The sequence below is a fragment of the Lederbergia galactosidilytica genome, assembly GCF_017873565.1.
Lineage (GTDB): Bacteria > Bacillota > Bacilli > Bacillales > Bacillaceae_C > Lederbergia > Lederbergia galactosidilytica.
This window is the reverse complement of the sequence record NZ_JAGGKH010000002.1, coordinates 173,567-197,271: the sequence shown is the minus strand read 5'-3', so window position 1 is coordinate 197,271 and position 23,705 is coordinate 173,567. Positions and strand designations below refer to the sequence as shown.

Genomic DNA, 23,705 nt, shown 5'->3' with positions numbered 1-23,705 from the left:
ACGAAAGGGGTAAATAAATTATGATACGTTCAATGTATTCAGGTATCAGTGGGATGAAGAATTTTCAAACGAAATTGGATGTCATTGGAAATAATATTGCAAATGTGAATACATATGGGTTTAAAAAAGGCCGTGTGACATTTAAAGATATGGTAAGTCAAACCGTATCAGGCGCTAGTGGACCAGCACAAGATAAAGGTGGAATAAACCCTGTTCAAGTTGGCTTAGGATCCCAGCTTGCTGCAATTGACACAATTGATACGCAGGGTTCCATGCAATCGACTGGGCGGGTACTTGACCTTGGTATTCAAGGAGATGGATATTTTGTCGTAGCCGAGGGAACACCTGCAGGTGATACCTTCTTCCCAACATCTACTTACTATACTAGAGCTGGAAATTTATACTTAAATACGGATGGTTATTTAGTTACAGGTGCAGGACATTACGTGATGGCATTAAATTCAACCAACGGTAGCTTAGAACCTGTGCATATGAACGGTGGAAACGTGGACGAGGTCCAAAGTCTTAGTATCTCCGAAGATGGGAAGATCAGTTTTATTAAGAAAACTGGGATGACAACTGCTGAAAAGGCACAAGAGATTGCTGGAAAAGTAGCAGCTGCAGCCAAAAACCTAGTAGAAAATCCTACATCACAAAAATATGTAGACTTATTAGATAAGCTAACAAATGAATTAGACGAGTTAACGATCCAAGCTGAAAAGGAAGCTAGTCTTTTGCAAATTGAGGCTTCATCATTACAAACTGATGCAAATGGATCAGGAGATGCTAAAGCCATTGCAGCAGCTAATGACGCTGTTCAAAAAGCTGAAGCAGCAGTGGAGAGTGCTCAAAATGCAATCGATAGTTTTGCGAATTTAAGTCAAGCTGTTGAGGAAATATATACTGCTTATCAAACGTATAAAGGTGCTCCTACTCAGGCTAATGAAGATGCGATTGTCAATGCAGCTAAAACAGCATTAACAAATGGTAACGATATGTCAGCCCTTACTGGCATTACTGCTGATGATGTTACTGCGACAATGGATGCAATTGAATATATTCAAGCAGACAAATTAGGACTAGAAAAAGAGGGGGAATTATACACTACTCATGCCTCTATCGCTCTTGCTCGTTTTGCAAATCCAGGAGGACTTGAAAAAGTAGGAGAAAATCTATATGTAAGCTCAGCTAATACAGGAGAGGCCACATATTTGTCTCCCGCTGATGTTGGGGCCGGAAAACTAGTATCTGGATCATTAGAAATGTCAAATGTAGATCTTTCAGAAGAATTTACAGAGATGATTGTAGCGCAACGTGGCTTTCAAGCTAATACGAGAATTATCACAACATCTGATGAGATTTTACAGGAACTTGTCAATCTAAAACGTTAATATAAGGAGGATAGAGGGTCTTAACTTTATGACCCAGGTAAAAAGTGATTGAGATCACCAAGTTAAATGGAAAGAAGTTTCATTTAAATGCCCTTTATATTGAGAAGGTTGAGGCATTTCCAGATACAACGATTACTTTAACAAATGGAAAAAAGTATATTGTTGCTGAATCGGAGGACCGGGTAAAAGAAAAAATAATAAATTTTTACCAATCTATCCATTTAATGGGCCAACCAGGATGGAAGGATGAAAGAAATGAATAAAAAATTAGTGTCAACCATGATTGTGCTATTAACGGCCATTTTATTGATTGCAGCTTTAGCTCTCATCATCATACTCAAAATGGAACACAAAGATACGGATAAAGAGCCAACCATTGATGAGGTTTTAAAGGTTTCTGTTGATGTACCAGAAATAACGACAAATCTAGCTAATGGAAAATATATTAAATTATCATTAAAAGTTCAAACAGATAGTCAGAAGGCTAAAGATGAATTAGTCAAAAGAGACTTTCAAATTCAAAGTCTATTAATTGACGAACTTTCTGAAATGGAAGACACCGACTTAGAGGGTAAAGAAGAAAAGCAAGAATTCAGTGAAGCACTTAAAAAGCAAATGAATGATTTAATGCAGAAAGGGAAAGTAGAAAAAGTGTACATCACCTCCTATATCATTTCTTAATATGCAATGCGAGAGCGCCTTGGTCAAAAGATGAACGAGAAAGATTAGCTTCTTTGTAGTTGCACGGTTCCGACTGACTGTTGCCCCGTATAAAATTGTTGGAATTAAAGGAAAGGGCATGGATAACATATACACAGTCAAAACGAATTTGCAGTCGATGGGTGCTAAGCTACACGTGATATTAGCTAATTTTTATATTGAAACGGAGGTGTTGTTATGTCTGATGAAATATTATCCCAAGGTGAAATAGATGCTCTATTATCTGCCATTTCCACTGGCGAAATGACGGCAGATGATTTTAAAAAAGAAGAAGAAAAGCAGCGGGTAAAGAACTATGATTTTAAACGGGCATTGCGATTCTCAAAAGACCAAGTAAGAAGTGTGACAAGAATCTATGAGAATTTTGCTCGTTTACTCACAACCTATTTCTCAGCCCAACTCCGAACATATGTTGATATTTCAGTTGCATCAGCAGACCAAATCCCTTATGAAGAGTATATTCGATCAGTTCCAAATATGACTGTGATGAATGTTATTGAGATTCCCCCTTTAGATGGTCGAATGATCATGGAAATTCATCCTGTGATTGCATATTCCATGATTGATCGTGTGTTGGGCGGAAAAGGGAATGGCTTTAATAAAATTGATAATCTTACTGAGATTGAAATGAAACTGATGACTAATTTATTTGAACGTTCATTAGATCAACTACAAGAAGCTTGGTCAGGTATGGTGGAGATAGAACCTGTATTATCAGATGTGGAGGTCAACCCACAATTTTTGCAAGTAGTCTCACCGAATGAAACTGTTGTCGTAATTTCTATGAATGCGAATGTTGGGGAAACAAGTGGAATGATCAATATTTGTATTCCACATGTCATGCTTGAACCAATCATTCCAAAACTCTCTGCTCATTATTGGATGGCGAGTGAAAAGAAAGTAACGAAACCAGAAGAGGCATTATTACTTGAGCAAAAGGTAAAAGATTCTATTATATCTGTTTCCGCAGAGCTTGGAACAGCAACCATTACGATTGAAGAATTTCTTTCATTAGATCGTTCTGATGTCATTGAGTTAAATAATAGAATTGATGCCCCCCTTTTAATAAAAACGGGGGGGAAACCGAAATTTATCGGTCAACCTGGAAAGAAAAACAAAAAAATTGCCATCCAAATCTTAGATACAATGAAGGAGGGAGACCAAGAATATGACTGGTGATATGCTTTCTCAGGAAGAGATTGATGCCCTATTACGTGGTGAATCAACCCCTGAAGATACAACAAAAACAGAAGATGTCGTACATTCCGTTGAAGATTATCTAGATGAAATACAAAGGGATGCGATTGGTGAATTAGGAAATATTTCTTTTGGAAGTTCAGCTACAGCATTATCTACATTACTCAATCAAAAGGTAGAAATTACAACTCCATCCGTTTCAATCATTGATAATGCTAGATTAGAAGAGGAATTTCCTCATCCATATGCTGCTATTCGTGTTAAATATACAGAAGGATTTTCCGGTGTCAATATTTTGGTTATTAAGCAAAGCGATGCAACAATTATTGCTGATTTAATGCTTGGAGGAGATGGAACAAATCCAGCTGAAGAAATGGATGAAATCCATTTGAGTGCGATTCAAGAAGCGATGAATCAAATGATGGGTTCGGCAGCTACTTCTATGTCATCGATTTTTAATAAGCGTGTAGATATTTCTCCTCCGAGCGTAGATTTAATGAATATCTCTGAAGGAGAAGGAACGACTAATATTCCACAACATAATCTACTAGTTAAAGTAGCTTTCCAATTGAAAATTGGTACATTAATTGATTCGGAAATTATGCAAGTTTTACCTATAGAATTTGCTCGTAATCTTGTTAGGGATCTCTTAGTAGAAGGTGAATCTGATCAGGAGAAGACAAATTCTGAGCCGCCATTAGTTGAAAATAAACCAGAGGTTAGTACAAATAATTCAAGAAATGTTGATTCTAGCTATGATAAAAAAGAAGTCGTGGAGTCAAATGATTCCTTGCATGTAAATAACCCGCGTCCACAACCTAATGTGCAACCAGCTACATTTGCGGATTTTGATGAAGTGGAAACACCTAGTTATGGAACAAAAAATTTAGATATGCTTTTAGATATCCCACTTCAAGTTACAGTAGAGCTCGGAAGAACGAATCGCTCAGTGAAGGATATTCTAGAATTAGGAGCCGGCTCAGTTATTGAATTGGATAAGCTTGCCGGTGAACCTGTTGATATTTTAGTGAATAGTCGCTTGATAGCCAAAGGAGAAGTAGTTGTAATTGATGAAAACTTTGGTGTGCGAGTAACAGATATTGTCAGTAAATCTGATCGATTAAAGAAATTGAATTAATCATTTGGAGGTTAAAAAGATGGGAAAAAGAATTCTAATTGTAGATGATGCAGCTTTTATGCGAATGATGATTAAAGATATTTTAGTGAAAAACGGATTTGAAGTGGTTGGAGAAGCTTCGGATGGACAACAAGCAATTGAAAAGTATCATGAGTTAAAACCTGATCTAGTAACTATGGATATTACGATGCCAGAAGTAGATGGGGTAACTGCACTAAAACAAATTAAAGCAGAGGATCCTGCGGCGAAAATTATTATGTGTTCAGCAATGGGGCAACAAGCAATGGTAATTGATGCGATTCAAGCAGGCGCAAAAGATTTTATCGTTAAACCGTTCCAGGCTGATCGTGTGATTGAAGCCATTCAAAAAACGCTAGGATAAGTGAAAATGAAAAGAAGCAAAAAATGGCTATTGATCTTTTTGGGGATTTTTTTTGTAGGGAATATATATGTCAATAGTCAAGCACACGCTGCATCATTTGATGGAAGTGTGGCTGATTGTTTTGGCGAAAATAAGGATGAGTGCCAACAACAAGAAGATATATCCAATCAATCAGATACTAAAATTGATGAAAATCAATCTCCAGGAAAAGTAGGGATAGATTTTTGGGATGTATTTAAAATGCTGGCATCACTTGTTTTCGTCTTGGCAATCCTGTATTTCCTCTTGAAATTTATTCAAAAGAAAAGCCAATCTTACCAACAAAATAAAATTATCCAAAATATTGGGGGAACCGCATTAGGTGGAAATCGCTCAGTTCAGCTTGTGAAAGTGGGCAAACGAATCTTAATTTTGGGTGTGGGAGAAGACATTCAATTATTGCAAGAAATCACTGATGAGAAGGAAATGAATGAGTTTCTCCATCAGCATAATGAGCAGCTTGAACAAAAATTAGAGCCTGTTGACCTAATCTCAAAGTTATTTGTTAAAAAAACACTTAAAGAGAAGTCTGAGCGAGATTCGAGACCTCAGTTTTCTTTTCACCAACAATTAAAAAATGAACTGAATTTGGTAAGGGAACAACGCCAAAAGGTATTGGAACGGATTGAAAGGAAGGATTCTCAAGATGAATGAATTTATGGAGTTTTTTAATAATAGTTCATCTGAGGCCGTCTCGACTTCCGTTAAGTTATTTCTTTTACTTACTGTTTTATCGATTGCCCCAGCGATCCTTATCTTAATGACATCTTTTACACGAATCATTATCGTTTTATCTTTTGTAAGGACATCTTTGGCAACACAGCAAATGCCGCCTAACCAAGTTTTAGTAGGACTGGCCTTATTCTTAACATTTTTTGTAATGGCTCCTACTTTACATGAAGTAAATGAGCAGGCTTTAACACCTTTATTTAATGATGAAATAAATTTAGAAGAAGCTTATGAACGAGCGGCCGTACCGTTTAAGGAGTTTATGAGTAAGCACACTAGACAGAAAGATCTGGAATTATTTTTAAATTACTCTCAAGCTGAGCGACCTGAAACAATTGAAGATATTCCTTTAACCGCCATGGTACCAGCATTTGCACTAAGCGAAATGAAAACCGCTTTTCAAATTGGATTTATGATTTTTATTCCATTTTTGGTTATTGACATGGTTGTGGCGAGTGTTCTAATGTCTATGGGTATGATGATGCTTCCACCTGTCATGATTTCACTACCTTTTAAAATATTATTGTTTGTGTTAGTGGATGGTTGGTATTTAGTCGTTCAGTCCTTATTACAAAGTTTTGGCTAAACCATTTATAACCGAATAGCAAATTTATCTACTTGGAGTGATCAGATTGAGCGCAGAAGCGGTCATTGCCTTAGCAAAAAATGGAGTATATACAGTTTTGATTGTTGCAGGCCCATTATTATTGATTGCACTAGCTGTAGGACTAGCTGTCAGTATATTTCAAGCAACCACTCAAATTCAAGAGCAAACCCTAGCTTTTATTCCTAAAATTATAGCCGTTTTAGTGGGAGTGGTTGTATTGGGCCCTTGGATGATAAGTAAGTTATTATCTTACACAGCAGATATATTTCAGAATTTAACTAGATTTATAGGATGATACAATGGATACACTAATCCCACAATTTTCAATACTATTACTTGTTTTTATGAGAATATCTGCTTTTTTTGTATCAGTTCCGCTGTTTTCATATAGAACAATTCCGACAATCTTTAAAATAGGGTTTTCCTTTATTTTGGCTGTATTGGTTTACTATACCTTAGATGTTACATCGATACCGATAGATGGTACGTACTTATTATTAATTTTAAAAGAAGCCATTATTGGTCTATTATTAGGCTTTATCGCTTATATGATGCTATCCGCTATTCAAATAGCTGGGGGCTTTATTGATTTCCAGATGGGCTTTGCGATTGCCAATGTGATAGATCCGCAAACAGGAGCACAAAGTCCGCTAATGGGGCAATATTTATATATGTTCTCACTGCTTTTTCTATTAGCGGTAAATGGGCATCATTTAATTATAGATGGTATTTTTAATAGTTATCACTTTATTTCGATTGATCAATTTGTGATGGCTTTTGGAGAAGAAGGTTTTATTTTATATGTAGTTAAATCTTTTGGTCTTATGTTTATGATCGCTTTTCAAATGGCAATGCCCATTGTTGCTTCATTATTTTTAGTAGATGTGGCATTAGGAATTGTGGCAAGAACGGTACCACAATTAAATATATTTGTTGTGGGCTTCCCGATTAAGATAGCGGTAAGTTTTATAGTAATCTTTATTGTTATGGCGGTATTATTTGGTGCCGTCCAAAATCTTTTTGAGGAAATGCTTGTTGTATTAAGAGATGTGATGAGCTATATGGGGGGCACTGGTTGATGCAGCTTAAATTGGATCTTCAGTTCTTTGCCGGTGAAAAAACGGAGAAAGCAACACCGAAAAAACGGCTTGATACGAGAAAAAAAGGCCAAGCAGCCAAAAGCCAGGATGTCAATACCGCGATTGGTTTGTTAGCTGTATTTATGTTTTTGCAATTCTATTCAACGAACATGGGGGAAATTGCACTCAAGACCTTCCGCCACTCCTTTAACGAATTCATGTTAATGGATTTAACGGAAGAAAATATCCAACCTATAATATTGACTGTATTAAAAGAAGTTGCCCTTTTACTAGGTCCTGTTTTTCTTATTGCTTTAGTTGCGGGAGTGGCTTCAAACTTATTACAAGTAGGTTTTATGTTTTCGACTGAATCAATCCAGCCAAAACTAGAGAAATTAGATCCTATTAAGGGGTTTAAACGAATTTTTTCCATCAGGGCGATCGTTGAGCTATTAAAATCTGTTTTAAAAATCTGCTTTGTTGGCGGGGTCACTTTTTTTGTATTATATCTTCATATTGAAGATGTTTTACAACTATCTCAACAGTCAGTTGGAGCTGCTTTAAAAATAGTTGGAAAGTTAACGATTCAAATGGGGATTGCAGCTTCACTCTCTCTGTTGGCTCTTTCCATGCTTGATTGGCTTTATCAAAAATATGACTTTGAGAAAAATATTAGGATGTCGAAGCAGGACATTAAAGATGAATTCAAAAATTCCGAAGGTGACCCACTAATTAAATCAAAAATAAAGCAAAAACAACGAGAGATGGCAATGTCACGCATGATGCAAGAAGTACCGAAGGCAGATGTAATTATTACAAATCCAACCCATTATGCCATAGCATTAAAGTATGATGAAAAGGAAGCAGATGCTCCAGTAGTCCTTGCAAAAGGCGTTGACTTTTTGGCGCAAAAAATTAAGCTAATTGCAAAAGAAAATAACATAGTCATGGTGGAAAACCGGCCGTTAGCTCGTTCATTATATGATCAACTTGATATTGGAGATAAAATACCTGATGAATTTTTTAAAGCAGTTGCGGAAGTTCTAGCTTATGTATATAGAATTCAGAACAAAATTTAATTTAGAAAGAGAATGAATGCAGGACTATGTTCCATCGCCTAGCCCCGAGAAGATCACAGCTTGTGATTTCATCGGCGTTATGCCAGAACGGCGTGCCCTAAGTCGATGTTCTGCTTATAATCTGAGTCAGTTAAAGTAAAGCCAGGCTTTTATGACTCAAAACATTTGCATATTGGGGCTGATCAAGGCGTTTGCGCTTTTTTATAGGGAGAGAAATGTTATGAAGTTTAAAGATTTAGCTGTATTATCTGCTGTGATTTTAATTGTTGCCATGTTGATTATTCCTTTTCCGCCATGGTTATTAAGTTTACTAATTATCATAAATATTTCTCTTGCGCTCCTAGTATTACTTACTTCAATGAATATGAATGAAGCTTTGCAATTTTCTATATTCCCATCACTGCTATTGTTACTTACTTTGTTTCGCTTAGGTCTCAATGTTTCGACAACAAGGTCGATTTTATCAAAAGGAGATGCTGGTGGGGTCGTTGAAACATTTGGAACATTTGTAACTGGGGGCAATATTCTTGTTGGTCTAGTAGTATTCTCGATTTTAATTGTCATTCAATTTATTGTCATTACAAAAGGCGCAGAGCGAGTTTCAGAAGTTGCCGCGAGATTTACCCTAGATGCAATGCCAGGAAAACAAATGAGTATTGATGCTGATCTCAATGCTGGGGTGATCTCAGAACATGAGGCGCGTGATCGCAGGGATAAAGTTTCAAGAGAATCTGATTTTTATGGTGCAATGGATGGGGCGAGTAAATTCGTCAAAGGGGATGCCATTGCCGGTATTATCATTGTTCTTATTAACCTATTGTTTGGGATTATCATCGGGATGGTTCAGCAAGGTTTACCGATTGGAGAAGCAGCTGTCAAGTATTCGATGCTTACGGTAGGGGATGGAATTGTAAGCCAAATCCCTGCGCTCCTTATTTCCACTGCAACAGGAATTGTTGTGACAAGAGCAGCATCTGAAGGGAATTTGGGGAATGATATTATTAAGCAACTTTTCTCTGATTCCAAGATGTTGTATGTAGCGGCAGCAACAATTTTCTTATTAGGATTGTTTACAACCATTAATAATATATTAACGATCCCGATTGCAGCAGCTTTAGCCATCGGCGGTTTAATGATTTCACGCTCATCTACTATTTCTGAAGCAGATTTAATCGATCAGGCTGAAGAGACTGAAGCGGAGGATCTGAAAAGTCCGGAAAGTGTGGTTAACTTGCTTCATGTCGACGCTATTGAGTTTGAATTTGGTTATGGCCTAATCCCTTTGGCTGATGTCAATCAAGGGGGAGACTTGCTTGATCGGGTAGTGATGATTCGAAGGCAGCTTGCTTTAGAGTTGGGAATCGTTATCCCAGTTGTACGGATTCGAGATAATATTCAATTGGAACCAAATGCCTACAGAATTAAGATAAAAGGGAATGAAATGGCAAAAGGAGAATTATTGTTAGACCATTATTTAGCTATGAGTCCAGGTGGTGAAGATACACTTGAAGGAATTGATACAATTGAACCTTCTTTCGGATTGCCAGCTAAATGGATAACAGAGGATGTAAAAGAACAAGCTGAAATATTGGGCTATACTGTCGTTGATCCGCCATCAGTTGTGTCTACACATATCACTGAAGTATTAAAAGCAAATGCTTATGATTTATTAGGAAGACAAGAAACAAAGCAATTAATCGATCATTTACAAGAATCATATCCAATTCTTGTTGAAGAAGTAACACCTAATCCATTAACAATTGGAGAGGTCCAAAAAGTTTTGGCTAAACTTTTAAAAGAAAATGTTTCGATTCGCAATATGACGATTATCTTTGAGGCTTTAGCTGACTACGCTAAAATGACGTCTGATCCGGACGTATTAGCAGAGTATGTCCGACAGGCATTAGCTAGACAGATTACGAAGCAGTATGTTAATGAAAATGAAACATTAAATGTGATAACCGTTTCGGCTAAGATTGAAAAGTTAATTGCGGATAGTGTCCAACAAACAGAACATGGCAATTATTTGTCAATGGATCCAAACGATTCCCAAGTTATTCTTGAATCAACAGCGAATCAAATTGAACAACAGTCATTAAGGCAACAAACACCAATTCTGCTCTGTTCACCAGCTGTTAGAATGTATTTTCGTCAATTAACAGAAAGGTACTTCCCTAATGTACCTGTCTTATCGTATAACGAATTAGAAGCAAATGTGGAAGTTCAAAGTAGTGGGGTGGTGAATATCGAATGAATATGAAAAAAATAACTGCTACGACGATGCCAGAAGCTATGAAAAAGGTAAAGCTCGAATTAGGGGATAATGCAGTAATCCTTAATTCAAAAATTGTGTATAAAGGTGGCTTTATGGGGCTTTTCCGCAAGAAAATGATCGAGGTTGTGGCAGCTATTGATGAAAAGCCTATTCCGGTAGCCTCTACGAGAAAAAATAAAGAAAGAAGAACAATAGAGTCTTTTCCGTCTGCTGTTCAACTTGAGAAACATGTTGAGCAGCAAGATGTAAGGAAGGAACTGACTGATTTAAAAAAAGAACTCTCATATATAAAACAGACAAGTTCTATGTCGATGAATCATTATCCAGATGAAATACAGTTCTGTTTATCGAAGTTACAAGCGATTGAGTTAGAAAATACACATATTAAAAAACTAGGTGATCAGTTATTAGAAAGATGGAGAATCAATCGGGAGAAACCAACTGAATCAGATATTGAGGACTGGTGCACTCATGAAATTCTAAATGAACTGAAAAATATTTCATTTGAAGGTATTCCTGATCACGCGAAAATTGTTAATTTTGTTGGTCCGACGGGAGTAGGAAAAACGACTACAATTGCGAAACTGGCAGCAAATGCGGTTTTACAAGAGAAAAAAAAGGTAGCCTTTATTACAACTGATACTTATAGAATTGCGGCAATTGAGCAATTAAAGACATATGCAGAACTTCTACAAATTCCATTAGAAGTGGTTTATGAGGAAGAGAATTTTAAAAATGCAATTGCGAATTTTTCCGATTATGATCTCATATTTATCGATACAGCTGGGAGAAATTATCGTGAAAAACGGTATATCGAGGAGTTAAAGAATATGTTTGGAAATGCAAAAGGTATCTTCACATATCTTGTTTTATCCATATCAATGAAAGAGCAAGATATGAAAATAATTGCTAATAATTTCCTAAACATGGATTTCGACCAATTTATTTTTACGAAAGCTGATGAAACAAACGCTTATGGGGTTATTTACAATATGATATGTCATTATCAGATTGGGGTTTCTTACATTACGACTGGACAAGATGTCCCTGATGACATCATAAAAGCAACGCCGGAAAACATTGCTAATTACTTGGTTGGGAATGAAAAACAATGAATGATCAAGCTCAGGCTTTGAGAAGGATGATTGAAAATAATACTGAAGACCAAGCAAAGACACTAGCGGTGGTAAGTGGAAAAGGTGGTGTTGGTAAATCAAATATCTCGATTAATATAGCGGCACAATTAAATGAGCGCGGCTATAAAGTTCTTTTATTTGATCTAGATCTTGGAATGGGAAATGTCAATATAATACTTGGGCATTCTTCTGCACATACTTTATCAGATTTTTTAAATAAGGGTTTGCCTATAGAAAGCATTATTTATCGTACTCCAGCAGGAATTTCTTATATTTCGGCCGGAAATGGATTGAATGAAGCGATTGAATTAAATGCATCTATGTTAAGTAGGCTTTTGACAGCTTTAAAGGATATTCAACGACAGTATGACTATATTATTTTTGATATGGCAGCAGGGGCAAATTCAGCCACCATGAAAATTCTTTTAGCTGCCGACGATATCTTAGTTATTTCTACCCCTGAACCGACCGCTATGACAGATGCATATTCCATGATGAAATTTATTTGTATGGAAGAAACGGAAAGTGAATTTTTTCTTATTTGTAATAGGGCGGATAATGAGAGACAGGGAAGAGAGACATTGGAAAGATTGCAAAAAACAGTCCTAAAGTTTCTTCATAAAAATGTCAATCTACTAGGGGTATTACCAGAAGATCCGCATGTACGGAAAGCGGTAATTAATCAAGATGTCTTTTCTACTAAGTTTCCAAGAGCATCGATATCCATTAAATTGGAGCTCATCCTTGATCGTTACTTGAATTACCAAAAAACTCCGATGACCAAACAGCAAGCACCAAGTTCCTTTGTTGGTAAATTACGCAAATTATTTTATCGAAAAGATTAAAAGAGGATGTTAAAAAAATCTGGTAAAAAAGACACTTTGGTGATTGATGTCAATACTTAGCCGAGTTGGTCCTTTTTATCTCCTTTTCGAACATTTATTAGAAGTTATGTTGAGTAAATACATTGAGGAGAATAGGAAATGCATTCAGAAGACCAATATCATACGATCGTCTGTATCGGGACATCCACTGGAGGACCAAGGGCACTACAAACTGTTTTATCGGAATTGCCACGGCATTTGCCAGCTCCTATTGTGATTGTTCAGCATATGCCACCTAAATTTACAAAGTCTTTAGCAAATCGATTGAATACGCTTTGTGAAATTCAAGTTAAGGAAGCTGAAGATGGGGAGATTTTGCAAAAGGGAACGGCGTATATTGCACCAGGTGGGAAACAGATGTCACTTATATCTCATGGAAAAGAAGTGAAAATAAGGATTCTAGAGACAGAACCTGTTAATGGTCATCGCCCATCTGTTGATGTCTTATTTCAATCAGTAAGTCGATTAAAGAAACATAAAAAGCTCGCCATTATTATGACAGGTATGGGTTCCGATGGAAAGAAAGGGATCATCGACTTAAAAGAGGATCGCGAGACCATCGTGATGGCCGAATCGAAGGATAGTTGTATTGTATATGGAATGCCAAGAGCTGCAATTGAAACAGGGTTAGTTGATTCTGTTACCAAATTGGATGATATTGCAAACAATATTATGAAACTATTAGGATAAGGATGTGGGCGTATGGATGTGAATCATTATTTAGAGGTATTTATAGATGAAAGTAAAGAGCATTTGCAGTCGTTAAACCAAAATCTTTTAATATTAGAGAAAAACCCAAAAGATTTAGAGGTTGTGAATAAGATATTCCGAGCTGCTCATACATTAAAAGGGATGTCAGCTACAATGGGCTATAGTGATTTAGCCAACCTTACTCATATTATGGAAAATGTGCTTGATGGTATTCGTAATAAGCAAATTGTTGTCACTACCGTTTTATTAGATGTTGTTTTTCTTGCGGTTGATGATCTAGAAACCATGGTTGATTCAATTGAGTCTGGGGGCGATGGGAAGAAAGATGTCGCTGATGTCATTGCCAAATTGCAATTATTAGAAAAAGGCTTAGACCCAGAGAAGGATCAGGCTTTTCAAGAGGTTGCTGCTACGGTTACGAATGAAAAAAACAACCTTGCCGATCAGCTTCAATATGATCAATATGAAAAGACGGTGATTGAGCAATCACGTGAACAAGGACATGAATGTTATGAAATCCAAGTAAGTTTAATGCCAGACTGCTTATTAAAAACGGCTCGCGTTTTTATGGTCTTTGAAGTATTGGAAAAATCTGGGGATGTCATTAAATCTTTACCAACTGTTGAACAATTAGAGGAAGAACAATTTGAGTCTCAATTTATCGCAACTTTAATTACGAAAGAGTCAGAAGCTGATCTCGTAAAGAAGATTATGAAAATATCTGAGATCGAGTCTGTAAACATTCAGGCCGTTGACTTAACCCAGTCGAAACGAGTAGAAGATTCGCCGACAAAAGAAGAACAACCAACTTTGGAATCAGGTAAGAAGAACAAGCTAGAAGCAAAGAATAATAAAGAAACAGCAGACAAGAAACAAACTAAAACAGTTAGTAAAACAATTAGGGTGAATATTGATCGACTTGACATTTTGATGAATCTCTTCGAAGAACTAGTAATTGATAAGGGTAGATTGGAACAAATCTCTCAGGATATTAACCATGCAGATCTTCATGAGACAGTCGAAAGAATGTCTAGGATTTCTAGTGACTTACAAAATATTATTTTAAATATGCGTATGGTGCCTGTTGAGACAGTCTTTAATCGTTTCCCTAGAATGGTTAGACAACTGGCAAAAGATTTAAATAAACAGTTAGAATTACATATTATTGGTGCCGAAACGGAATTGGACCGTACTGTGATTGATGAAATTGGCGATCCAATTGTCCACTTGTTAAGAAATGCGATTGATCATGGAATTGAAAGCCCAGAAGCCAGAAGGGCAAATGGAAAATCAGAAACAGGAACCATTCATCTAAAAGCTTACCATAGTGGGAATCATGTTTTCATTGAGATTGATGATGATGGCGCAGGCATCAATAGACATAAGGTGATTGACAAAGCGATATCAAAAGGGATTATTTCCCAAAGTGAAGCAGAGCTAATGACAGATGAAGAAGCTTTTGAATTAATTATGGCCCCTGGCTTCTCTACTGCAGATACGATATCAGATGTATCTGGTCGAGGAGTAGGTTTAGATGTTGTTAAATCAACTATACAATCACTGGGTGGCACTATCTCAATTCAGTCTACTGAAGGTAAGGGCTCGAAGTTTTCTATCCAGTTACCATTAACATTATCAATTATTTCAGCTTTACTCGTAGAAGTAGGAGCAGAGAAATATGCAATTCCACTTTCTTCGATTATTGAAACGGCTATTATTAAAACGTCTGATATTATGACTGCTCATAATCAACCTGTTATTGATTTTAGAGGAAGTGTTGTTCCACTCGTTTCTCTACAAGAGGTTTTCCATATTGAGGATGGAATTGATAATGAATCCGAATTTGTTTCAATTGTCATTGTTCGTAAAGCCGAAAAAATGGCAGCTTTAGCTGTTGAATCTTTCATCGGCCAGCAAGAAATTGTTCTAAAATCTTTAGGAAATTATTTGGCAGAAGTTTTTGCAATTTCGGGTGCAACGATTTTAGGTGATGGACAGGTAGCTTTAATCGTCGATTGTAATGCATTGATAAAGTAAAAGGAGTGAAAGATTGTGAATGAAGCAGTGATTGAATCTGAGAAAAAAGTGATCGTCTTCAACCTTAATCAAAAAGAGTATTGTATTTCAGCAGAATATGTAACAGCTATTGAAAAAATGCTCCATATAACTAGAGTCCCCAATATGCCTTCTTTTATAAAGGGGGTTATTAATTTACGAGGAATCATCATTCCAATTATTGATTTAAAACAACGATTTGAGATTGGAGATCACGATCATTCAGATAATACGCGAATTATTATTGTAACCTGGGATGATATTACGGTTGGCATGATCGTAGATGAAGCAAATGATGTCTTAGATATACCTGTAAAAGCGATCGAACCTTGTCCCAATGTGGCGGGTTCTATTGCTGAAGAATATATTTCGGGAGTAGCCAATATAGATCATAGGTTATTAATTCTACTCGATTTAGAATTAACGATAAAACCGCCTGAATTAAGGAAAATGAACAATGGAGTTTGAGACAGAAATTACTCCATTTCACCTTGATATCTTGAAAGAAATCGGTAATATTGGTGCCGGGAATGCTGCCACAGCGCTATCTGTTTTAACAGGGAAAAATATTGAAATGAAAGTACCGACTGCACGTATCATTACATTTGATCAGATGCTAGAATTAGCCGGCGGTCATGATAAAATTGTTACGGCGATCTTTTTACGGGTTGAGGGAGATGCTTCAGGTAGTATGTTCTTTATTTTGCCGCTTGAACAAGCAACAAAGCTGGTGCAAAAGCTAACAAAGGACGATACTTTTTCCTTTTCACAACCACCTTATTCGGAAATGGCGTTGTCGGCGATGCAGGAGTTAGGGAATATCCTAACAGGCTCCTATTTAACATCTCTATCTGATTTTACGGGTTTACGATTACACGCTTCTGTTCCTTCTATTAGTATCGATATGGCTGGTGCCATTATTAGTTATGGATTAATTGAACTTTCTCAATCACAGGATTACGCAATTGTTATTGATACAGCATTAAATGATGAAGAAACAGTTGATGATTCCGAAAGTGTAAAAGGACATTTTTTCCTACTGCCGGACCCAAGCTCTTTTGCTACGATCTTCCAAAAGCTTGGAGTCAAAATCGATGATTGAGACAGTAGTGCGTGTAGGGATAGCAGATATGGATGTAGTAAAAGCTCCAAATTCGATTAGAACCGCTGGTCTTGGTTCTTGTGTAGGTGTCGTGATTTATGATCAACATTCGCAAATAGCAGGACTTGCACATATTATGTTGCCAGATTCTTCGCTTGCCAAAGGAAGACAACAATTAAATGTTGCTAAGTTTGCTGATACCGCAATTAAGAAACTTGTCACGGATTTGCTGACAAGAGGCGCTATTCGTAACCAATTAAAAGCTAAAATTGCTGGAGGCGCTCAAATGTTTCAGTTTGCTAAACAAACGGAACAGATGAGAATTGGACCGAGGAATGTGGAAGCAGTGAAACGAGAACTAAAAAATCTAAGTATCCCTCTCATCGGAGAAGATACAGGGGGAAATAGTGGGAGAACCATTGAATTTGTTCCAGACTCTTCTATTTTATATATTAGAAAGGCTTATCATGAAGCCCTTGAAATATAGACTAGTGAGGAACGCTTATAGAGGGATGTTCAAAAAGCCACCAAATGTTGGGGGGAGAAACGCTTTATTAGCTTTGTATTAAGCTGCTCTTGGATCAGAGGAAGGCAAGTAAAATCGCCAACAGGGAAGTCATCAGTACACATACGCAAGTCCGCCACTCGAATTTTTTTCCATAGTGCGATGCGGCTTCAGAGAAGTTTTTCTGTGTTTGAGACTTCGCGATTTAATTATCTTGGTAACTTTTTGAACTGTATTTATTCATGTGAGGAGGAGATAGGATGTCGAACTCACCACCGCTTGAAGAGCAAAAATGTTGGGATTTATGGATTCATTCTCGGGATGCTGATGCAGGTAATATGTTGATTGAGAAATATATGCCCTTAGTTTCATATCATGTTCAGCGTATTTCTGTAGGACTTCCCAAAAATGTGAGTAGAGAAGAATTGAAAAGTTTAGGAATGACTGGATTATTAGATGCCCTGCATAAGTTTGATATATCACGTGACTTAAAATTCGATACATATGCATCCTTTAGAATTAGAGGAGCTGTTATTGATGGATTAAGAAAAGAGGACTGGCTACCAAGAAGTACAAGGGAAAAAGTAAAAAAAATAGAGGCCGCTACAAATGAATTAGAACAGCATTTGATGCGAAAACCATCTATTACTGAGATTGCAAAAAATTGTGGGTATACGGAAGATGAGGTATGCCGCGTTTTGAATGAGCATGTGTTTTCCAGTGTGCTTTCCATCGACGAAAAAATAGCTATGAATGAAGAAGGAGATCATTCAGTTCATTCAATTAAAGATCAAGAGTCACTAGGACCTGAAGATCAACTTGTGAAAAAAGAGTGGCTTAGTGAACTGACAGAGGCAATTAAGGATTTAACTGAAAAAGAACAATTAGTATTGAGTTTATTTTATAAGGAAGAGCTCACATTTACAGAGATTGGTGAAGTGATGCAGCTTTCAACTTCTAGAATTTCGCAAATCCATTCAAAAACATTGTCAAAGTTAAAGGTAATTCTTTTAAAAAAACGATAATGGGGGCAGTCCATGAGTTTAAAATTAATTGAATTGCAGGTAGCACTCCCTAGAACAATGGAAGCAGGGAAGATAACAGAACAGTTACAGCAAAGAGGACAGATTATGTCCGAACAAGCTAAGGAAGAATCAAAGGATAAAACGGAAATAGAGCGAAAAAGAGTAAATAGTTTGGATGAGAATGATGAGGTTCGATTAAGAAACGAAGATGGTGCTCCTAAGGATCAAAAAAATCATCATTCCAATTTAAATAAAAGGGAGCAAATATCTGAAAAAAAATCGGCTAATGAAAAACATCCTTATAAAGGAAAAAGAATAGATTATAGTGGGTAGGGATACAATTGACAAGTGCATTAATCTTCCTTTTATTTGTTTTAAACGCAATTTTAATTTTTACTGTTGTATTATTATATATGCGACAAAATCGGCTAATGGAGATGGAAAAAGCCCAGCAAAAAGTGCAAGCAGAGACAGAAGAATTAATGACAAGCTTTTTATTAGAAATTAAGGAAGAGAACCAATTTTTTATGTCTAAGTTGGATGACCTACGTAAAACACAACAGGCTAAGGATATGGGTGACGATAAAAGCGAAGAAACCGTTGAGAGAGAAAACCAACAAGAGGATTATCAACCAGGAGTCGAAATGAAAAACTTTACGAGAATGCAAGCGGAAAAAGCCTATCTTGTAAATTATGCTGAGCAGTTGGAAATGAAAGAGAATGAAGGGGATATTGAGGGGGGTATAGAAACTTTGTCCGATGAAAATTTATTTACGGATCAAGTTCACTCCCTTCATGCTAAGGGCTTGTCTATCGAGGAAATTGCTCAGCGATTAAACAAAGGAAAAACGGAAGTAACACTCGCTTTAAAATTTAAAAACATGCATTCTTAATTTTTGTTTTAAAACAATCAAATGTTTTAATTAGGATCAGGCATTCGAAATTTTGAGTGATAAATCAGCTCTTCGAATGCTTTTTTTTGTTTTTTACAAATAAAAGGGGCAAACTCATAAATCGTTGTGATCCTAGCAACAGTTTTGGTAGACATATCATAATGAAGGATTGATTCATTCATTCCCATACAGGACATTGGCCCCCTAAGAAGGATTCATTAAAAAGAATGACCAATAAAGTTTAGCAGAACTAATCGTTAAAATTATCTACCATCATATTAAAATTTAGGTTATGTAACTTTACTCGTTTATTTTTAGGCTTGATTATAGTGAAAGATAGACTACTTTTTACTTGAAAGGACATAACTAAAATGCTAAGCCTGAGGAGGCTTGACACTAGGGAAAGCAAGCTAAGTTCGCGCCGTCCTGGCGGCAGGCTCAAAGCGCAACTTCCTGTTGCTTCACCTACACTAGTACTTCCTGGTACGTCGCAACGCCTGCATGCCCCCATCCTGTAGGCCTTCGGAAGCGAAGTATATTTCCGGAGTGGGTTATTTTCACGCTAATAGTTCGGACTTTACTCAAGCGAAGACACTTTTGTCCCAGCCTCATGAAAAAATAGATGAACTTATAATTCTTAATACTTGATATGCTGTTTAGTTTATGCTATATTCATTGATGGTGTTAATACACACGTTCTGCGATTTTGTTGCAAGGTGCTGTTCTAAGGCAGAAGGATGCTTGCTCTTTTGATCTAGCTCCAAAGCCTAGCCCCTCGGGATCAAATAACCTGAGTCAAATTCTGAACAGTTTGCGCAAAAAATGACCAGAGCGGAGGATCAAAAACCAAGGAGGAAATAGGAATGTCAGTCATTTCAATGAAACAATTATTAGAAGCAGGTGTACATTTCGGACACCAAACACGCCGTTGGAATCCTAAAATGAAAAAATACATTTTCACGGAGCGTAACGGTATTTATATTATTGACCTTCAAAAGACAGTTAAGAAGGTTGAGGAAGCTTATAACTTTATGAGAGAGCTTGCTGAGAATAATGGAAAAGTTCTTTTCGTAGGAACTAAAAAACAAGCTCAAGAATCTGTCAAAGAAGAAGCTGAACGTGCAGGGCATTATTATGTAAACCATCGCTGGCTTGGTGGAACTCTTACTAACTTTGAAACCATCCAATCTAGAATTGAGCGTTTGAAAGCAATTGAAAAAATGGAAGAAGATGGTACGTTTGAAGTACTACCTAAAAAAGAAGTTGTTATGTTGAAGAAAGAATATGATCGACTTGTACGCTTCTTGGGTGGAATTAAAGACATGAAAGATCTTCCAGATGCTATTTTTATTATTGACCCACGTAAGGAAAGAATTGCTGTTGCAGAAGCACGCAAACTAAATATTCCAATCGTAGGTATTGTTGATACAAACTGTGATCCAGATGAAATTGACTATGTAATCCCAGCAAATGACGATGCGATTCGTGCGGTTAAATTATTAACTTCAAAAATGGCTGATGCTTTGCTTGAAGCTCAAAAAGAAGTTGAAGTTGAAGAAGCTGAGGAAGCATCTGATACTGCTAACGTTTAATAGATGATGTTCAGAAAATATTGGTGAAAATGGGGCTAAGGTATGGAGATCTTCAATTGAAGGCGACTCATCCTGTGTCGAATGTAGAAGTCACCATACACTAGAGCAAGTTTGTTGGCTAGTTTCTCTGTTGCTCATGTATCTAACTAAATACATTGGACTGCTTGAAACCGTGCCACCTTGAACACCCGGTCGCTTTCACCTTATTTTTGAACACATATTAATAGTGTTGCGAGACAGACCAATTCATAATCGTGACGAACAAAGGTGATGGAGTGGTAAACACTTATCACCTTTTTTAAAAGATAAGATTCCTTTAATACTTAAAAATTGACAGCAGAATAGGGAGGACTATAATATGGCAATTACTGCACAAATGGTAAAAGAACTGCGTGAAAAAACTGGCGCAGGAATGCTTGATTGTAAAAAGGCTTTAACTGAAACAAATGGTAATATGGAAGAAGCAATTGATTTTCTTCGCGAAAAAGGGATTGCTTCAGCAGCTAAAAAAGCGGATCGAATTGCGGCAGAAGGAACTACCTTCATTTTAAGTGAAGGAAACAAAGCTGTTATTCTTGAAGTGAATGCTGAAACTGACTTTGTTGCTAAAAACGAAACTTTCCAAGAACTTGTAAAAGAACTAGCTGAACATTTACTTAATAATGAGCCGGCATCTGTTGAAGCAGCTCTAGAACAAAAAATGGCTAATGGTCAAGTCGTTAGTGAGTATATTAACAGTGCAATTGCAAAAATCGGTGAAAAGATTACTCTACGCCGTTTTGCAGTGAAAACGAAATCTGATCAAGGTGCATTCGGTGAATATTTGCATATGGGTGGAAGAATCGGTGTGCTAACTGTACTTGAAGGAACAACTGATCAGAATGTGGCAAAAGATGTTGCTATGCATATTGCCGCAATTAATCCTAAATATATCTCTCGTGACCAAGTTTCAGCAGAAGAAGTTGATCGTGAGCGTCAAGTATTAACTCAACAAGCTCTTAATGAAGGAAAACCTGAAAAAATCGTTGAAAAAATGGTTGAAGGACGTTTAGGAAAATTCTTCGAACAAATCTGCCTACTTGACCAATCTTTTGTAAAAGATCCTGATCAAAAAGTTCGCAAATTCGTTGAGTCAAAAGGAGCAACTGTCCAAGACTTTGTACGTTATGAAGTCGGTGAAGGCCTTGAAAAACGCCAAGAAAACTTCGCAGAAGAAGTTATGAGCCAAATTAAAAAATAATTTTACTAAAAGTCTAAAAACAGCGACTAGCACTCTGCGATAGTAAGCTTTTTAGAAGGTGGTCACCTACCCATCATATTAGAATTTCTATAAGTTTGTATATCGCTAAATGAGTGTTTACGCTTTTTAAAATAGGGAGCACAGCTGTGTTCCCTATTTTAAAAAAGATACATAAGAGATTACAATATGGAGGTTCATATGGACAAGCCAAAATACAAGAGAGTGGTTCTTAAACTCAGTGGCGAGGCTTTGGCGGGAGCGGAAGGATTTGGAATAAATCCCTCTGTTATTAAGTCGATTGCTAGTCAAATAAAAGAAGTTGCAGAATTAGGTGTTGAGATAGCTGTTGTTGTCGGTGGAGGAAATATTTGGCGTGGAAAAATTGGTAGTGAAATGGGTATGGACCGCGCTAATGCCGATTATATGGGAATGCTGGCAACAGTAATGAATTCATTGGCCTTGCAAGATAGCCTCGAACAACTTGGAATTGAAACGCGTGTTCAAACATCAATTGATATGCGTCAAGTAGCTGAACCTTATATTAGAAGAAGAGCAATTCGTCATTTAGAGAAACAGCGGGTTGTTATTTTTGCGGCTGGAACCGGAAATCCTTACTTCTCCACAGATACAACTGCTGCCTTAAGAGCTGCTGAAATTGAAGCTGAGGTAATTCTAATGGCGAAAAACAATGTCGATGGTGTTTATAACGCTGATCCTAAGCTTGATAAAGATGCTAAGAAATATGAACAGCTTTCTTATTTAGACGTCTTAAAAGAAGGTTTGGGAGTTATGGATTCTACTGCTTCATCTTTATGTATGGATAATGATATCCCACTTATCGTTTTCTCGTTTACAGAAAGTGGAAACGTGAAGAGAGCTGTTATGGGTGAACAAATTGGAACTTTAGTTAGGGGGAAGGAATAATGACAAATCAAGTTATTTCTAGTACTAAAGACAAAATGGAAAAATCGATTCAATCATATAAAAGAGATCTTTCAAGTATCCGGGCTGGACGTGCCAATGCATCTCTATTAGATAAAATTTCGGTAGACTATTATGGCGCACCAACGCCAATTAATCAAATGGCGTCCATTTCTGTTCCAGAAGCAAGAATGTTGGTTATACAACCATATGATAAGACCATTATTGGCGATATAGAAAAAGCTATTTTAAAATCAGATCTTGGTTTGAATCCAGCTAATGACGGTTCATTAATTAGACTGACGATCCCGCAACTTACTGAGGAACGCAGGAAAGAGCTAGTCAAGCTTGTGAAAAAGGAATCTGAAAATGCTAAAATAGTGATACGAAATATCAGACGTGATGGAAATGAGGACCTTAAGAAGCTTGAAAAATCAGGTGATATTACGGAAGATGAGCTTCGTGGTTACACAAATGATATTCAAAAAATAACAGATGAGCATATTAACCAAATTGATGCGATTACAAAGGAAAAAGAACAAGAAGTACTTGAGGTATGATCCCTTAAATAACCAGCTCCCAATTTATATATATTGGGAGCTTTTTATTCTTTAATCCCATTTTCTGACCAAAGTTTTATATTTCAGCTTTCGGATTCAAGTAACTTGATGACCGAAACTGGATAGAAATCATAGGTTTGGTACCTAAGTGAAAAGGAATGCTTTAACACTAGTATCTGGCAATTAGCAAGTTTTCGTTTCCTACCGATTCATTCTCTTTTTGTTTAACCAGCTTTTGGTGTTCAAAACAAGTGGCTTTCAAGCGGTAATTCCATCGGTATTGCAGCACCGATACATAATAAATTGATTTTTGAAGGATCTTCTGCTTCTAGAATATCTGCTACCTTTAATCGGTTTTGTCAGTGCTAAAATTGTGTACGTTGTTAAACAATTTCTTGAGCTTTTATACTTCTTGGATGAGTTACTATCCAAAAAGTAATTTTTT

General features: G+C 36.8%; 27 protein-coding genes. 26 read left to right on the top strand and 1 reads right to left on the bottom strand.

The features are described 5' to 3' along the window. Positions 1-20: 20 nt before the first annotated feature. The 22 genes from J2Z23_RS02820 (at position 21) to J2Z23_RS02715 (ending at position 18,947) form a co-directional block, all read left to right on the top strand. Complete coding sequence (locus tag J2Z23_RS02820; protein ID WP_057986645.1) at positions 21-1,391, top strand: flagellar hook-basal body complex protein; 1,371 nt, start codon at positions 21-23, stop codon at positions 1,389-1,391. Positions 1,392-1,435: 44 nt separating this feature from the next. Further along, positions 1,436-1,654: a flagellar FlbD family protein gene (locus J2Z23_RS02815; RefSeq protein WP_057986644.1), complete on the top strand. Its 219-nt coding sequence runs from the start codon at positions 1,436-1,438 to the stop codon at positions 1,652-1,654. Further along, the gene (fliL, locus tag J2Z23_RS02810) at positions 1,647-2,072 is read left to right on the top strand and encodes a flagellar basal body-associated protein FliL (RefSeq protein WP_318249212.1); all 426 of its coding nucleotides are present in this window, start codon (positions 1,647-1,649) and stop codon (positions 2,070-2,072) included. Before J2Z23_RS02815 ends, fliL begins: the two co-directional genes overlap by 8 nt. A gap of 216 nt (positions 2,073-2,288) precedes the next feature. Then, complete coding sequence (gene fliM / locus J2Z23_RS02805) at positions 2,289-3,290, top strand: flagellar motor switch protein FliM (RefSeq protein WP_057986639.1); 1,002 nt, start codon at positions 2,289-2,291, stop codon at positions 3,288-3,290. Beyond that, the gene (gene fliY, locus J2Z23_RS02800) at positions 3,280-4,446 is read left to right on the top strand and encodes a flagellar motor switch phosphatase FliY (protein WP_057986636.1); all 1,167 of its coding nucleotides are present in this window, start codon (positions 3,280-3,282) and stop codon (positions 4,444-4,446) included. Before fliM ends, fliY begins: the two co-directional genes overlap by 11 nt. Positions 4,447-4,465: 19 nt before the next feature. Beyond that, a complete protein-coding gene (locus J2Z23_RS02795) occupies positions 4,466-4,828 on the top strand; it encodes a response regulator (protein ID WP_057986634.1) in 363 nt (120 codons plus the stop codon). A 6-nt stretch (positions 4,829-4,834) separates the two neighbouring features. Then, positions 4,835-5,521, top strand: coding sequence for a flagellar biosynthetic protein FliO (locus J2Z23_RS02790; RefSeq protein ID WP_057986632.1), 687 nt, complete (start codon positions 4,835-4,837; stop codon positions 5,519-5,521). Continuing rightward, positions 5,514-6,182 carry a flagellar type III secretion system pore protein FliP gene (gene fliP / locus J2Z23_RS02785; RefSeq protein ID WP_057986630.1) on the top strand — a complete coding sequence of 223 codons (669 nt, stop codon included), beginning with the start codon at positions 5,514-5,516 and terminating at the stop codon, positions 6,180-6,182. Before J2Z23_RS02790 ends, fliP begins: the two co-directional genes overlap by 8 nt. A gap of 46 nt (positions 6,183-6,228) precedes the next feature. Then, entirely contained in the window at positions 6,229-6,498 is a 270-nt protein-coding gene (fliQ, locus tag J2Z23_RS02780) for a flagellar biosynthesis protein FliQ (RefSeq protein WP_057986628.1), read from the top strand. A 4-nt stretch (positions 6,499-6,502) separates the two neighbouring features. Further along, positions 6,503-7,282, top strand: coding sequence for a flagellar biosynthetic protein FliR (gene fliR, locus J2Z23_RS02775; protein ID WP_209973176.1), 780 nt, complete (start codon positions 6,503-6,505; stop codon positions 7,280-7,282). After that, positions 7,279-8,361: a flagellar biosynthesis protein FlhB gene (flhB, locus tag J2Z23_RS02770; RefSeq protein ID WP_165589631.1), complete on the top strand. Its 1,083-nt coding sequence runs from the start codon at positions 7,279-7,281 to the stop codon at positions 8,359-8,361. The genes fliR and flhB overlap by 4 nt, the downstream gene beginning before the upstream one ends. A 220-nt stretch (positions 8,362-8,581) precedes the next feature. Beyond that, complete coding sequence (gene flhA, locus J2Z23_RS02765) at positions 8,582-10,615, top strand: flagellar biosynthesis protein FlhA (protein ID WP_057986621.1); 2,034 nt, start codon at positions 8,582-8,584, stop codon at positions 10,613-10,615. After that, positions 10,612-11,751, top strand: coding sequence for a flagellar biosynthesis GTPase FlhF (gene flhF, locus J2Z23_RS02760; protein WP_057986619.1), 1,140 nt, complete (start codon positions 10,612-10,614; stop codon positions 11,749-11,751). The genes flhA and flhF overlap by 4 nt, the downstream gene beginning before the upstream one ends. Beyond that, complete coding sequence (locus J2Z23_RS02755; RefSeq protein ID WP_057986617.1) at positions 11,748-12,617, top strand: MinD/ParA family protein; 870 nt, start codon at positions 11,748-11,750, stop codon at positions 12,615-12,617. The genes flhF and J2Z23_RS02755 overlap by 4 nt, the downstream gene beginning before the upstream one ends. Positions 12,618-12,755: 138 nt before the next feature. Then, positions 12,756-13,346, top strand: coding sequence for a CheB methylesterase domain-containing protein (locus J2Z23_RS02750; protein WP_057986615.1), 591 nt, complete (start codon positions 12,756-12,758; stop codon positions 13,344-13,346). A gap of 12 nt (positions 13,347-13,358) precedes the next feature. Then, a complete protein-coding gene (locus tag J2Z23_RS02745) occupies positions 13,359-15,404 on the top strand; it encodes a chemotaxis protein CheA (protein WP_209973175.1) in 2,046 nt (681 codons plus the stop codon). A gap of 15 nt (positions 15,405-15,419) precedes the next feature. Continuing rightward, complete coding sequence (locus tag J2Z23_RS02740) at positions 15,420-15,890, top strand: chemotaxis protein CheW (protein ID WP_420795705.1); 471 nt, start codon at positions 15,420-15,422, stop codon at positions 15,888-15,890. Continuing rightward, positions 15,880-16,524, top strand: coding sequence for a chemotaxis protein CheC (locus J2Z23_RS02735; protein ID WP_064467933.1), 645 nt, complete (start codon positions 15,880-15,882; stop codon positions 16,522-16,524). The genes J2Z23_RS02740 and J2Z23_RS02735 overlap by 11 nt, the downstream gene beginning before the upstream one ends. Further along, the gene (locus tag J2Z23_RS02730) at positions 16,517-17,011 is read left to right on the top strand and encodes a chemotaxis protein CheD (protein ID WP_057986607.1); all 495 of its coding nucleotides are present in this window, start codon (positions 16,517-16,519) and stop codon (positions 17,009-17,011) included. Before J2Z23_RS02735 ends, J2Z23_RS02730 begins: the two co-directional genes overlap by 8 nt. A gap of 278 nt (positions 17,012-17,289) precedes the next feature. Next, positions 17,290-18,054: a FliA/WhiG family RNA polymerase sigma factor gene (locus J2Z23_RS02725; protein WP_057986605.1), complete on the top strand. Its 765-nt coding sequence runs from the start codon at positions 17,290-17,292 to the stop codon at positions 18,052-18,054. A 12-nt stretch (positions 18,055-18,066) separates the two neighbouring features. Continuing rightward, the gene (locus J2Z23_RS02720; protein WP_209973173.1) at positions 18,067-18,387 is read left to right on the top strand and encodes a hypothetical protein; all 321 of its coding nucleotides are present in this window, start codon (positions 18,067-18,069) and stop codon (positions 18,385-18,387) included. Between the two features lie 8 nt (positions 18,388-18,395). Beyond that, positions 18,396-18,947, top strand: a complete 552-nt coding sequence (locus J2Z23_RS02715; RefSeq protein WP_209973171.1) for a hypothetical protein — start codon at positions 18,396-18,398, stop codon at positions 18,945-18,947. A 26-nt stretch (positions 18,948-18,973) separates the two neighbouring features. Here the strand turns inward: J2Z23_RS02715 and J2Z23_RS02710 are convergent, their stop codons facing one another. Then, positions 18,974-19,129, bottom strand: a complete 156-nt coding sequence (locus J2Z23_RS02710) for a hypothetical protein (protein ID WP_209973169.1) — start codon at positions 19,127-19,129, stop codon at positions 18,974-18,976. Between the two features lie 681 nt (positions 19,130-19,810). Here J2Z23_RS02710 and rpsB point away from each other — a divergent pair. The 4 genes from rpsB (at position 19,811) to frr (ending at position 23,260) form a co-directional block, all read left to right on the top strand. After that, positions 19,811-20,539, top strand: a complete 729-nt coding sequence (gene rpsB / locus J2Z23_RS02705; protein WP_057986598.1) for a 30S ribosomal protein S2 — start codon at positions 19,811-19,813, stop codon at positions 20,537-20,539. A 358-nt stretch (positions 20,540-20,897) separates the two neighbouring features. Next, positions 20,898-21,779: a translation elongation factor Ts gene (gene tsf / locus J2Z23_RS02700; RefSeq protein ID WP_057986597.1), complete on the top strand. Its 882-nt coding sequence runs from the start codon at positions 20,898-20,900 to the stop codon at positions 21,777-21,779. Between the two features lie 198 nt (positions 21,780-21,977). Beyond that, positions 21,978-22,703 (top strand): UMP kinase, encoded by a 726-nt coding sequence (gene pyrH / locus J2Z23_RS02695; protein ID WP_057986595.1) that lies wholly within the window; start codon positions 21,978-21,980, stop codon positions 22,701-22,703. Continuing rightward, entirely contained in the window at positions 22,703-23,260 is a 558-nt protein-coding gene (gene frr / locus J2Z23_RS02690; RefSeq protein ID WP_057986592.1) for a ribosome recycling factor, read from the top strand. The genes pyrH and frr overlap by 1 nt, the downstream gene beginning before the upstream one ends. The last annotated feature ends 445 nt before the right edge of the window (positions 23,261-23,705 follow it).